This window comes from Bradyrhizobium mercantei (genome assembly GCF_001982635.1).
GTDB classification, from domain to species: Bacteria; Pseudomonadota; Alphaproteobacteria; order Rhizobiales; family Xanthobacteraceae; genus Bradyrhizobium; species Bradyrhizobium mercantei.
Map to the genome: position 1 here is coordinate 214222 of NZ_MKFI01000003.1, position 13549 is coordinate 227770.

General features: G+C 58.4%; 10 protein-coding genes. 5 read left to right on the forward strand and 5 right to left on the reverse strand.

What is annotated here, in order from left to right; genetic code table 11:
- The first annotated feature begins 95 nt into the window (after positions 1-95).
- A complete protein-coding gene (locus BI327_RS14585) occupies positions 96-1997 on the forward strand; it encodes an alkyl/aryl-sulfatase (protein WP_076861029.1) in 1902 nt (633 codons plus the stop codon).
- A 3-nt stretch (positions 1998-2000) separates the two neighbouring features.
- On the opposite strand, the gene BI327_RS14590 is transcribed toward BI327_RS14585, so the two are convergent.
- Positions 2001-2471, reverse strand: coding sequence for a MarR family winged helix-turn-helix transcriptional regulator (locus BI327_RS14590; protein WP_076861031.1), 471 nt, complete (start codon positions 2469-2471; stop codon positions 2001-2003).
- Between the two features lie 639 nt (positions 2472-3110).
- Between BI327_RS14590 and BI327_RS14595 the strand changes: the two genes are divergently transcribed.
- The 3 genes from BI327_RS14595 (at position 3111) to BI327_RS14605 (ending at position 7602) form a co-directional block, all read left to right on the forward strand.
- A complete protein-coding gene (locus BI327_RS14595) occupies positions 3111-4787 on the forward strand; it encodes a methyl-accepting chemotaxis protein (RefSeq protein WP_076861033.1) in 1677 nt (558 codons plus the stop codon).
- Positions 4788-4963: 176 nt separating this feature from the next.
- Complete coding sequence (locus BI327_RS14600) at positions 4964-5644, forward strand: TetR/AcrR family transcriptional regulator (RefSeq protein ID WP_210191204.1); 681 nt, start codon at positions 4964-4966, stop codon at positions 5642-5644.
- A 32-nt stretch (positions 5645-5676) separates the two neighbouring features.
- Entirely contained in the window at positions 5677-7602 is a 1926-nt protein-coding gene (locus BI327_RS14605; protein WP_076861037.1) for an alkyl/aryl-sulfatase, read from the forward strand.
- Positions 7603-8111: 509 nt separating this feature from the next.
- Here the strand turns inward: BI327_RS14605 and BI327_RS14610 are convergent.
- The 4 genes from BI327_RS14610 to BI327_RS14625 form a co-directional block, all read right to left on the reverse strand.
- Positions 8112-9530: an aldehyde dehydrogenase family protein gene (locus BI327_RS14610; RefSeq protein ID WP_076862136.1), complete on the reverse strand. Its 1419-nt coding sequence runs from the start codon at positions 9528-9530 to the stop codon at positions 8112-8114.
- An 83-nt stretch (positions 9531-9613) separates the two neighbouring features.
- Complete coding sequence (locus tag BI327_RS14615) at positions 9614-11410, reverse strand: chloride channel protein (protein WP_245334811.1); 1797 nt, start codon at positions 11408-11410, stop codon at positions 9614-9616.
- A 76-nt stretch (positions 11411-11486) separates the two neighbouring features.
- Positions 11487-12302 (reverse strand): crotonase/enoyl-CoA hydratase family protein, encoded by an 816-nt coding sequence (locus tag BI327_RS14620; RefSeq protein WP_076861039.1) that lies wholly within the window; start codon positions 12300-12302, stop codon positions 11487-11489.
- A gap of 54 nt (positions 12303-12356) precedes the next feature.
- On the reverse strand, positions 12357-12638 hold the full coding sequence (locus tag BI327_RS14625; protein ID WP_076861040.1) for a hypothetical protein: 282 nt from the start codon (positions 12636-12638) through the stop codon (positions 12357-12359).
- A gap of 198 nt (positions 12639-12836) precedes the next feature.
- Between BI327_RS14625 and BI327_RS14630 the strand changes: the two genes are divergently transcribed.
- Positions 12837-13532 (forward strand): TetR/AcrR family transcriptional regulator, encoded by a 696-nt coding sequence (locus tag BI327_RS14630; protein WP_159450450.1) that lies wholly within the window; start codon positions 12837-12839, stop codon positions 13530-13532.
- The last annotated feature ends 17 nt before the right edge of the window (positions 13533-13549 follow it).

Genomic DNA, 13549 nt, shown 5'->3' on the forward strand with positions numbered 1-13549 from the left:
GCCCAGGCAGTCGTGGATGGCGCGATGATGGATGGATGACGTGCCCGCGACCAGCGTGAGACCGGCTGTGCAACCAACGACAGCGAGAAGCGTCCATGATCTCCGCCACCGACCCGACCCCGGCCGAGCCCGCCGTCGTCGCCCGCAACAAGGCCGTCGTCGACCAACTGCCCTTTTCTGATCGCGAGGATTTCGCGAACGCCGAGCGCGGCTTCATTGCTACGGTGCCCGACGCGACCATCCTCAACGCCGGTGGCAAGGTGGCGTGGAGTCTGAAGCCGTATTACTTCATCGAAGACGGCCTGGCGCCGGATAGCGTCAATCCGAGCCTGTGGCGCATCGCTCAGCTCAATTGCCGGCATGGCCTGTTCGAGGTGACCGATGGTGTCTACCAGGTCCGCGGCCTCGATCTCGCCAACATGACGATCATGGAGGGCGAGAGCGGGATCGTTGTCGTCGACACGCTGACCTGTGTGGAAGCGGCACGCGCAGCGCTTGCGCTCTATCGCGAACATCGCGGCGATCGGCCGGTGAAAGCAGTGATCTATACCCATACGCATGCCGACCATTTCGGCGGTGTGAAGGGCGTCGTCGACGAAGCTGACGTGCTGTCGGGCAAAGTTCCGTTGATTGCGCCGAACCTGTTCATGGAGCACGTCGTCTCCGAAACCGTCATCGCCGGCCCCGCCATGTTCCGGCGCGGGACCTATCAGTTCGGACCTCTGCTGCCAACCGGCCCGCGAGGACAGGTCGACGCCGGCCTCGGCAAGACAACCGCGCGTGGTACCCTGTCGCTGATCGCGCCGACCGACCTCATCATGGCGACCGGAGATCGCCGCACGCTCGACGGGCTCGAGTTCATCTTCCAGATGGCGCCGAACAGCGAGGCACCGGCTGAGATGCACATGTACGTTCCGGCCCGCAAGGTGCTGAACATGGCCGAGAACGCCACGCATCTCTTCCACAACCTGCTTCCGTTCCGCGGTGCCGAGGTTCGCGATTCGCTAGCCTGGTCGGGATATATCAACGAGGCGATCGAACTGTTCGGCGAGGCGGAGGTTCTCGTCGGCCAGCACCACTGGCCGACCTGGGGCCGCGACAGGATCAGGGATTATTTGGCCAAGCAGCGCGATCTCTACAAATACGTGCACGATCAAACGCTGCGGCTGATGAACCACGGATACACTGCGCCGGAGATCGCCGAGCATATCGAACTGCCAAAAGCGCTGGCGCAGCAATGGCAGAACCGGGACTATTATGGCGCGGTGCGCCACAACATCAAGGCAATCTACCAGCGCTATCTCGGATGGTATGACGCCAACCCCGCCAATCTCGACGGGCTGCCGCCGGTCGATGCCGCGAGGAAATACGTGGAGTACATGGGCGGCGCGGCTGCCGCGCTCGCGCGAGCGCACGAGGACTTCGCCAAAGGCGAGTTCCGCTGGGTCGCGGAAGTAGCGAACCGCATCGTCTTCGTCGATCCGCAAAACCGAGAAGCGCGTAAGCTATGCGCCGCGGCGTTCGATCAGCTCGGCTATCTCGCCGAAGCATCGACTTGGCGCAACGCTTATCTGTACGGAGCGCACGAACTGCGCAACGGGTCTGCAGCGCCCGCGCGTGCGGCGCTCGCGCCCGATGTCGCCTCGGCGTTGTCCGTCGGCATGTTTTTTGATGTGCTCGGCGTGCGACTCAACGGGCCGAAGGCTGACGGTAAGAAGATCGTTTTGAATTGGGAGTTTAGCGACACCGGCGAGCGTTACGTTCTGAACCTCGACAATTCGGCGCTTACTCATGTCGCCGGCCGCAAAGCGAAGGAAGCCGATGCCAGCCTCACGCTCGATCGGGCGACCATGATCGAGGTCATGCAGCAGAAGATGAAGATGCCCGAGGCAGTGGACGCCGGTCACGTAAGAGTCGACGGCAATTCAGCAAAGCTGCTCGAGCTTTTCGAGCTGTTCGACGAGTTTGATATGAAGTTCAATATTGTTGAGCCATAGCGGCTAACCGCGCCCCCGCGCATCTATTGGGTCAGGATAGAGAAGAGAGGGATTTCTCTTGGCTTGGACGTAGCGTGTTGTCGCCAAGGCAAGCAATCGATCAAGGCAATCAGAGAATAGCCGGAGCTCGTCATCGGATAGTATTGTCAGCGCCGCTGTATTCAACTCGCGACCATATTTTAGTCCCTGTCCCAGCAGTTCGGTCCCCTTACGGGTCAATTGCAATGCTCCGCCCCTGCTCGCTCGTTTGCCGTCCGCGGCAGAGCGGCTCAAGTATCCGGCGTCGACGAGTTTGATAACCGTTCGACTAACCTGTGCCTTGTCCAGAAAGCATTCATCGGCGAGTTTCAGAACGGTGGTTGGCTGGGTGTACCCGACAACTCCAATCAATCGATATTCCCTCAGCGAAATCTTGAACCGTCGCTGAAAGAACATTTGGCCAGTTCGGTCAGCAACCGTCGTAAATAGTGCCATGCGAAATATCACATGGCTTCTGATGTCGTCGGAGGGACGACGCTTGGGAGGCGCCGAGTTCTTTCGCTTCGAGGAATCTGCCATCCGATCAAATCCTGGGATCGTTTTGCCTTCGGGGGTTATAGCCGCCGTAGGGCGCCACTCGAACATCAGCGTCTACCACGATCCGCCGATTCGCGATCGTAGGACCAACCGCGAATCGGCAAGGCTTGAACCATTGTGCGGCGGACTACGTGTGGCTTTCAATCAGTCCACGAATGGAGGCGAGACCCAATAAGGTTGAGCGCAAGACGCCCGCCGATCCGATTGTCCGGTCGGATTTGCATTTGGCTGACGGCAGCGGGCCCGGAGGGCAGGCCAGTATATTTCGCAAGAAGACACGTGCGCCGGAAGCGGCGCCGCTTACTCCAAGTTTACGTTTTTGTTGCAAGTTGACAAAGTCTACTTGCCGGAACGTCCTCGCACAACTGAGATGTTGAGGTCTAAGTGTGGACATCAAGCGGCCGCATTCCCGGGCGGGTCTGGCAGTGCGCCTCAAGCTAGTCTTATCGGTGTCACGCTTATCGGGCTGTGCGGGGCGCCCGATTAGTCGTTGCTCGTTAGCGATCGAACAAGATTGAGAAATGGGATGTGACGAAAATGTCGATTCGACATAAGATGTTTGCTGTCATCGTGTTTTTGCTCGTCGCAATGACCGGAATTGGCGTGGTCGCTGTGATGAGTATGCAGGCGATCTATTCCTACACCGATCAGATCGCGAACAATTGGCTTCAGAGAGTTCGTATCTTGGGAGAGGTCAGGTCAGCGGCGTACCTTAATCGTGCAGGTACTCGAGCTTACATGGCAGCCGATAATGCCGAGGAAGAGGCACTTGTCGATCGTGGCCTGAAAGCCACGGTGGCTACCATAGAGGAAGCGCGTCGTTCTTACATCAGGCTAGTTTCTTCGGAGGAAGATCGCGCACTTTTTGAGGCTTGGTCCCGCCACTGGGTTGAGTACACCAAAGCTACGGATGCCGTGTTAGAGCTGATACGCCGCGGCTCGCATTCAAAGCAGGAAGTCAATGGCCTTTTTAACGGAACTGTCCGGCTCGCCGGAAAACAGCTGGAAGATGCCCTACAGAAAGAGATTGCGTTCAACGACAGAGGCACAGATGCTGAAACAAAAAACGCGGCTGAAAGTTATTCGCGAGCTTTTACTATTGTATGCCTCGTGATTTTCATCGCGATAATCTTGGGAGCAGCCATCGGCGTATGGCTCGTGAAGGACATCTCTCTCGGTATTTCGTCGATCGTTCAGCCAATGCAGTCGCTTGGCCGGGGCGATCTGAGTGCAGACATTCCGCATCGTCGCGAGAGAACAGAAGTCGGCATGATGGCAGACGCACTGCAAGTATTCAAAGATGCGCTCATAGCCAAGCGATCCGCTGACGAAGAAATTGCGCGCGATGCCGGGGTGAAAATCGAACGCGGTAAGCGAATCGAGGATGCGACGAATTCATTCGAAACAGCGATAACCGAAATAGTTCAGACCGTTTCCACCGCGTCCACAGGCCTGGAGAGCTACGCAGTGAGCCTGAGCAACACGGCTGCGCGATCGCAGCAATTGGCCACTGCCGTGACCACAGCTTCCGGCGAAGCCTCGAACAATGTGCAGTCCGTCGCAGCAGCCACCGAAGAGCTCTCCTCCTCAGTCAATGAAATCAGCCGGCAAGTCCAGCAGTCTGCGCGCATAGCCAACGAAGCCGTAGAACAGGCTCGAAGCACTAATCACCAAGTCGGCGAACTGTCAAAAGCCGCGGCGCGAATCGGGGATGTCGTTGATCTGATCAACACGATCGCAGGTCAAACCAACTTACTTGCGCTGAATGCAACGATCGAAGCGGCGCGAGCCGGAGAGGCCGGTCGTGGGTTTGCTGTCGTCGCGTCCGAGGTTAAGGCGCTCGCTGAGCAAACCTCCAAAGCGACAGGCGAGATTGGTCAACAGATCTCGGAAATCCAGACAGCGACAGGGACGGCAGTTCTGGCCATCGGACAGATCAGCGCCACTATTGAGACCTTGTCCGAGATATCTTCGGCAATTGCAGCGGCTGTGGAGGAGCAGGGCTCAGCTACCAAGGAGATCTCACGGAACGTTCAGCAAGCGTCCGAGGGAACTCGTATGGTCGCTTCAAATGTTACGGAGGTGGAGCGTGGCGCCGTCGCGACGGGATCCGCATCATCGGAGGTGCTTTCTTCGGCAAAGACCTTGGCGAGGGACAGTAGCCGGCTCGAATCGGAAGTGAAGAGATTTATCCAGGCGGTGAGAGTCGCGTAGGTCAAAGGGGGCGTTACGCTTGCGAGGAGCTTGGCGGTTGTATGTGTCGGCAAAGGTGGCCTTGGCCTAATTTCCTGTTGCTCCCAAACATAAACAGGAATAATCAGAATTAGAACTCTTAATCTGATATGGTCCGCCGCATGGCTTCGCACCCGAAGAGATTCATAAACGAGCTAATGCTCGATGGCTTTGAGGCTGATGGGATGCGACCTGCGCAGCAGCTGCGTAGCCGCAAGCTGATTGTCGAGTTCTTCAACGAGGCGCTTGCTCTGCTCAAGGACGTTGATTTTGACGGTCTTTCGATCGACACGCTCTGCGAGCGAACCTCATCAACAATCGGTGCCTTCTACAGTCGGTTCGAGAACAAGGAAGCGTTCGTAGATGCATTGCAACTAATACTCGTCCGCGCCACCCGTCAGCGAATCGAAGCTGACTACGCCACCAACGCGGCGCCGACGGACAGTCTGGAGAGTTTCATTGGTTGGATCGTGAAGGGTGCCATCTCATGGTATCGACGCAACGAAGGCGTCATCCGCGCGTCGCTTCGCCGAACAAACAAGGAAGCCGACACATGGATTCCGATGCGTGACCTCGTTGGCGTGCAGGCAGCTCACGCTCTTCCCTACATTATGAGGCTGTTGCCATCGGATGCGGCAGCCAATGGGGCGGAAGAACGAGTTCGCTTCGCTTTTCAAATGCTGTTCGGCACCATGAACAATATGGTGCTGATAAATCCTGGCCCCTTCGGGATTCACGACCCAGAGACACCTCGAATGCTCGCATCGTCGATCGCGCAATTCATTCGGTCTACGCCGAGCGATGCTAAGCGTCGAGTGCCCCCAAGTCGCGCTCGCTAGCGAAAGCTTTGATCCGATTGGAGGACTCTCCCATGAGCATTGAGACCGTTAAGGCGCAAGCAAAGGACGCCTCCGCTGCCGTCCGGAACATGCACGCGGAATTGCAAGCACGATTGCCCTTCTCGGACAGAGCTGACTACGACGATGCCGCTCGAGGTTTCATTGCAACCATCGAAAACGCCCACATCGTGAATGAGATGGGGCGGCCGGTTTGGTCGTTGCGGCCTTACGCGTTTCTCAAAGAGGAGATACCGCCGCATACGATAAATCCGAGCCTTTGGAGACAGGCTCAGTTGAACATGTATCACGGGCTGTTTGAGGTCACTGCTGGCGTTTATCAGATCCGTGGGTTTGACATCGCTAATATGACCCTTGTCGAAGGTGAACGGGGCGTCATAATCGTCGACTGCCTTACCTCAATCGAGGGCGCGCGGGCCGGTTTGGAGCTCTATTTCAAGCATCGCGACAGAAAGCCTGTTACGGGTGTTCTGTTCACGCATACCCATGGCGACCACTGGGGCGGTGCACGCGGCGTTCTCTCGGAATCCGATATCAAGGGCGGCACCGTGCCGATCGTCGCACCAGATCAATTCATGGAGTACGTCGCTTCGGAGAACATTATCGCAGGTCCTGCGATGCATCGGCGTGCGATGTACCAGTTTGGTCATTCGCTTCCCAGAAGCGCCCGTGGTCAAATCGACTGCGGCCTAGGGAAAGCCATGGCTTGGGGCTCCATGGCACTGGTGCGTCCCAACGACCTAATCAAGACAACGGGAGATACGCGCAAGATCGATGGCGTGGAATTTGAGTTCCAGATGGCGCCGCACAGCGAAGCGCCCGCTGAAATGCATCTATATTTGCCGGAGACCAAGGTCTTGAACCTTGCCGAGAATTGCACGCACAATTTTCACAATCTCCTCCCGTTCCGAGGTGCGGAGGTGCGAGACCCGCTCGCCTGGTCAAAGTATCTGGCGGAGGCCTTGCACTTGTGGGGAGGAAGGGCGGAAGTACTTTGCGGCCAGCATCATTGGCCAGTGTGGGGTGTTGAACGCGTCGCCAAGATGATCAGCCAACAGCGCGATCTCTATAAGTTCGCCCATGATCAGACCGTACGTCTCATGAACCACGGGCTCACGCCCACCGAAATTGTGGACGTTCTTGAAATGCCGACCAACCTGGAAGCCGCTTGGCATACGAGGGGTTACTACGGTCATATTCGGCACAACGCCAAGGCGATCTATCAGAAGTATCTCGGCTGGTACGATGCAAATCCGGCCAATCTGGACCCGCTACCGCGAGTGGCAACGGGAAAGAAATTCGTCGAATACATGGGCGGCGCTGACGCTGCCCTCGAACGCGCTCAACATGATTTTGAGAGAGGCGAATTTCGATTTGTGGCCCAAGTCTTGAGCCATGTGGTCTTTGCGGATCCAAGCAATGACCGCGCTCGAGAGATGCTTGCCGATACGTTCGAGCAGATGGGTTATGCTACCGAGAGCGCCAATTGGCGAAACGCATATCTGCTTGGGGCGCAAGAGTTGCGTCAGGGGATCACAGCTATGCCCGCCCGGGACCGTCTGCCTCCCGAAACAATCGCGGCACTTCGGACCGATCAGCTTTGGGACGTGTTGGGTGTAAGAGTGATCGCTCGAAAGGCAGAAGGCCTGGTTATCGTGCTGAACTGGAACTTCACGGATACCGGTGAAACTTTCCTTCTTACTTTAGAGAATTGCGCCCTAACATATCTCTCCGGCGTTCAGTCCGAGGCGCCGGACGCGACGTGCGTGCTACGCCGAGACGCGCTTGATGGGATCATTGGGAAGCAGGTGACTTTGCTTGACTCAATCAGATCTGGGGCAGTGACGGTCACCGGAGACGTCCAGAAGCTGGAAACGCTTATGTCCGTAATGGACAGTTTCTCGGGAACGTTCGAGCTAGTTGAACCAATCCGGGACTGAAGCTCGGAGGTTCGCTGCCTCGACCCAAGGCAGGCGGGCTGCGGCGGACACCAGACGCTTCGATCGACTCAGTGTGGCAACGAGGTTTTCGCTGTTTATGCGATTACCGTCGATCCCTTAGTTCGACTCCCGAGAGGCGGCAGCGTTCACGAGCTGGCCCAATCGAGGAAGGGTGAACGGTCGGCGCGTTTCGTTGCTCTCCGTCGGCAGCGGCCGATTTTCGAGAGCACGGACGATCTGCTCGCCAGTCTGCGCCACGATCAAAGCGGGGCGCAGCGTGCGTCGACGGGCGTGCCGACCTGTCTTGCGCGAATTGGCTGGCGTCCAAGTGTCGGCACCAGTTGTTCGACGATAGCGCTGAAATGATCGGGCGAGACGAACATCATGAGAGTTCGTGGCCGCCGATGGGATGAGAGCACCCAGAACGCCGGCCACGCATCGTCGGCGATCTTTCATTGCGCCGCACTCGCCTTACAGCGGTCTCCCGGGAGCGACCTGCGAATCCGCGACTAGGCTCGAGCGATATAGATCGTCTGTGGGGCCATGTACTCCAACAGCCCCTCGATACCGTTCTCGACACCGAAGCCGCTTTGTTTGTGACCGCTGAACGGAGTATCTGGTCTAAGATTGAGATTCTGATTTACCCAGACGGTTCCGGTTTCGATTCGTCGAGCTACTTCAACGCCCTTCTCGATGTCCTTGGACCAGACCGCGCCAGCCAACCCATAGTCGCTCGCGTTCGCACGCTCGATGACGTCGTCGATGTCATTGAAACGCAGCATGGGAAGGATCGGTCCGAATGCCTCCTCTTGAACGACCCGCGAGTTCTCGGGAGGATTATCAACGATAGTAATGGGAACGAAATAACCACCGTTCGTTGGGACGTCGGCGCCCTGGAGTATTGTGAGGTTATTCGTTCGCGCATCCTCCAAAAGGCCAAGCACACGTTCGTATTGGCGCTTGTTCTGGATCGGCCCCAACACAGTGCCCTGATTCGCACCATCGCCGACCTTTACCGTCTTCGCCAATTTCAGAAGACGATCTCGCAGCCCTTCGTATACCTGCTCGTGCACGTATAGCCGTTTCGTCGCAACGCAAATTTGGGCAGTGTTATAAAATGCGCCGAAGAATATCTTCTGAGCGACCGCGTCAAGGTCCACGTCGGGCATCACGATCGCAGCGTCATTCCCTCCTAGCTCCAGCGTAACGCGCTTCAAATCTCGGGCGGCAGCTGCGAGGACGCTCTTCCCGGTGGCCGTCGAGCCCGTGAAGGAGATTTTGGCGAAGCCGGGATGGGTTGTCATCAAAGGCCCCAATTGATCCCCTCCAGATACGACATTTAGGACCCCAGCCGGGAAAATATCACGGAACATTTCGCCAAGCTTGAGTGTACACAGCGGAGTATAGGGGGAGGGCTTTAGGACGATCGTATTGCCCGCCAAAAGAGCCGGCGCCATCTTCCAAACCGCCATGGCAATCGGAAAATTCCACGGCGCGACTGCGCAAACCACACCGAGCGGAACATAGCGCGTCTCGACCCGCTGAGCGTCTGAATCTTCGGACACGTGTACGGGCGGCGTCATCTGCGATACTGCTCTCAACCAGTCCACGGCGCCCCTGATTTCTACAAGAGCACCCTGCACCGGACGCCCTTGTTCACGCGTAAATGTCCGCGCGAGAGCTTCCGCATTTTCGGCCAAAACCTTGCTTGCCCGAATGAGCATGTCCCGCCGCTCATCGAGCGGACGGCTGCGCCAAGAAAGATAGGCCTTCTTCGCACCGCTCACTGCCTTATCGAGCTGGTCCGGCGAGCAGTCTGGCGCCATGGCGAAGACCTGACCCGTGGCCGGATTGATTACATCGATGAAATCGGACCCAGCAACACTTCTCCCGTCGATCGTCATCTCGAAACCGTCGTCCATCCTCATACTGTCCTCCCAATCACGCATGCGCGGGACGCGCAATGCAAACCATAACCACAACTGCCTCGTTTCCAGTCTGCGCTCGACTATTAGGTGATCGCGCCGAGCACGCCGCGGGTTGCCTGATCGATCTCTTCGACGTAGCGACGGCGCGCAAACGTTTCGCTTAACAGGCCGATAACCTTACGGCTGTCGGCCGATTCCAGCACGGCCAGCACCTCGGCCTCGGCGTCGTCGAACAGCTTCATGGCGGTCTTGATATTCATCTCAGGTAGGCATGCCACATCGGCATAGCGTGCGAGCTCCACGACCTGGATGTCGTCGGCGATGGTGTCGAGCTCGCCTGAAAACAGTTCCGGCAATGGTACCAGCCCGCAATAATCGCCATCGTTGTTGACGACGACCACCGCCTGGCGCGAGCCGAGCACGAATTCGCGCCGGCAAGCGGCAATGGTCGTTGTGGATGGTACCTTGCCGACGTCGCTCCGCATCATGCGATCGACCGTGAGGTTGCGCAGCCAGCCGATGTCGTTGGCGCTGCGGATTGTCTCGCCACGTAGATGGAGGCGCCAGGTCGAGAACGAATGTCCAAACATGAAGCGGACGAAAATGCTGGTGACGATGCAGCCGGCTAGGACGACGGCGGTGACGTCCACGCTTCGCGTCATCTCGAGCACCAGGAACGACATGGTGAGCGGACCACCGACGATTGCAACGCCGAGCGTCGCCATGCCCGTCAGCATGCTGACCATTGGATCGACGCTAACCCCTATTCCCAGCACTGGCAGTAACGCCGCGTAGAATTTTCCAAGAAGACTGCCAACGAATAGCGAGGCGAAGAATAGTCCACCGCGGAAGCCGGAGGCCAGCGAGACGAGGCAGGCCACCAGCTTGAGCGCGATCACGGTGGCGATGAGGGTGAGCGCCATCTCACGATGCAAGTCGAGGACCATTGCGCCATGTCCCGCGGCGAGCACCTGCGGCGTAAGGATCGCGAGGCCACCGACCATGACGCCGCCGATGGCAGGTCGGAGCCATACCGGTAGCCATTTTCGCGTGAATGCCCGCTCGAATAGCGAGGAGCTGCGCATCACCAGAATGCCTATCACGCTGACGATCAGGGCTAGGCCTATCAAAAGGAGATATTGTTCGAGCCCCACCGTGCCGAACTTAGAAATTTCGAGCGAATAGGGCGCTCCCCCGAGATACTGCGCGGTCAGGGCGCCCGTGAGCGAAGCGGCGAGGATCGGCGCCGCGCTTCCAACTGCATAGACGCCAACGATCAGTTCGCAGGCGTAGAACGCACCGGTGATCGGCGCGCCGAACGCTGCCGCGATTGCCGCCGCGGCGCCGCAGCCGACGATCAACCGCAAATCATTTCGGCGTAGATTGAGAAACTGACCTATCAACGATGCGGCTCCCGCCCCGATCTGGGTATAGCCGGCCTCGAGGCCGACGGACGCACCACAGCCGTTGGAAATCAGGGTCTGACCGCTGACAACCATGCTGTCGCGCAACGACAGCCGGCCGCCTCGCAAGGCGTTCGCTTCGATCGGGTCTACCGCATTCGAGATTTTCAGTCGGCGACGCGACCATTCCATGATGCCGAGTGCAAGCCCGCCGAGCGCTGGCGCAATCAGCGCGACAATGGGCTTGACATGATCGTTGGCGCTGAGCCGCACGTCGATACGAATGCCGTAGATGACGACATGCGCGATCTGCGCGAGCTCGCTCATCAGCGTGACGGTCGCGCCCGCGACGACGCCGATGACCAGCGCCAGCGGAATGAGGTAAAACTCGTTGCCGCGCAGGAGCGCTCGCAGTGCCGTCAGCAGTCGGTTCGAGCTGCGCCGCTTTGCAAAGGCGTCGATGAGTTTCGCGACCACGAATCCTACTTTCTCCAGCGCAAAATGCTACGGCGTCAGTCGTGCACAAAAAATGCCGACGGTACGCGGTGAATCGTCACCCGACATCCGCAAAGCGCGGCGTGCGTTTTTCGATGTTGGCGCGCACAGCTTCGAGCTGGTTTGGACTTCCCAGCAATTTCTGCTGCTCGACGGACTCGGCCAGCAGCGCCGGACCCGGATCTACCGAGAGCCCGTCGAGGAGACGCTTGGCCGCGCGGATCGCATTGGGGCTTTTGGCAGCTATTTCCCGAGCGACCTCGAGAGCGGCGGCGCGCGGATCATCACAGATCCGCGTGGCGAGGCCGTAAGCGAGTGCCTCTGGCGCTGAAAAAATGCGAGCCGTATAGGTCAGCTCGCGCAAGACATCGTCGCGGACGAGGCGCGTGAGAAGCGCGGTACCTGCCATGTCCGGCACTAAGCCCCATTTGCTTTCCATGATCGACATTCGAGCATCGGGACTGAGGAAGCGCATGTCGGCGCCAAGCGTAAGCTGGAATCCGCCACCGAACGCAACGCCATGCACGGCGGCGATGACCGGAACCGGCAATTGCCGCCAACCTAAGACCGCCTGTTGGGGGGAATTGGCTGGTCCGTGCGCGCGCTTGGTCAAGTCGTGGCTTTCGCGGTCCGGCATGCCGTGGCCGCCGCTCTCTTTCATCGCAGCAAAGCGGCCGGTGTCCAAGCCAGCGCAAAAGGCCCGTCCTTCTCCGGACAATACCACTGCTCGCAGGCCGTGCTCGTTGCGAAGTCGCTGCGTCGCATTTACCAAGGCGTCGAACATTGCGGTGTCGAGCGCATTCAACTTGTCTGTGCGTACCAGTCGAACGTCGGCGACGCCGTCTGTGATCACGATCGAGATGCGTTGCTCCATGACAATTCTCCTGGGGTTTGTTTCCTTGGCGCCTGGCAACCGACGCGAGCGCTTCTAATCAAGCGGCTCAGCCGACGAATTGTGGGGAGTGAGGGCCGTCTCCGGCAGCCGCTTTTGCGTGGCGTCATTTCTCCTCCACGTTCTCTGATCCAATTGCAGCGTTGCAGTCGCAAAGGCGATCCACGCAGAGTGGGCGAGGAGGCCGGCGCATACCGTTGCCTCGGTCGCGAGCCGCGCCGACAGCGCGATTCCGAAGATTTCGGCGCGATACAAGTGCGCTAAGACCTCGATCTCGGCAGGATTGGAGCCCGCCTGCCTCGGGAATGCATTTGCCACCTTCAGATCTCCGTGCAGAAAACTCGTTTCTAATCAACGTCTTGACGGCCAACCAAGCGAGCGCCCCGAAGAATCTTCAAATTGGACGTTGCGTCTGCCGTTCCATTCGTATAAATCAGAACCCAAATTCTGGTTCTAATTAAGCTCGCTGTCAAGGCCATGATGCCCGCGCCGAAAAGACCATTCATTGAGGAGTCGATGCTCGATGGCTTTGAGGCCGAGGGGGTCAGGCCCGCACAGCAGCAGCGCAGCCGCAAGCTGATCATCGACCTTTTCAACGAAGCGCTGGTTCTCCTGAACGATGTGGATTTCGACGGGCTGTCAATCGACTCGCTCTGCGTGCGGGCGTCGTCGACCGTCGGCGCCTTCTACAGTCGGTTCGAAAACAAAGAGGCCTTCGTCGGAGCCTTGCAGCGCATGGTTGTGATTGCGACCCGCCAAGGCATCGACGCGGCCTACGCCGCCAACCGAGCTCCGTCGGAGAGCCTCGAAAGCCTCATCAACTGGATCACCAAGGGCGCGGTTGCTTGGTTCCGCCGCTACGAGGGTATCATTCGAGCATCGCTTCGTCGCGCGAACGATGAGGCCGATACATGGATTCCCATGCGTGAAGTTGGAACAGCGCAGATCTCGCACGCCGTGCCGCGCATCCTCAGCTTGCTGCATCCCGACACAGCCGCTCATGGTGCAGAAGATCGCATTCGTTTCGCGTTCCAGATGCTCTTCGGAACGCTGAACAACATGATTCTGCTCAATCCCGGACCATTCGGGATTCATCAAGCCGAGACACCACAGATGCTCGCGTCGGCCATGATCCATTTCATTCAGTCGGTCCCTACGGCCGCGCCAGAATGTGCGTCGAGGCGGCCTGAACTAACGGTGATCGGAAAATAAGCCGCTCTGGTGGAGGA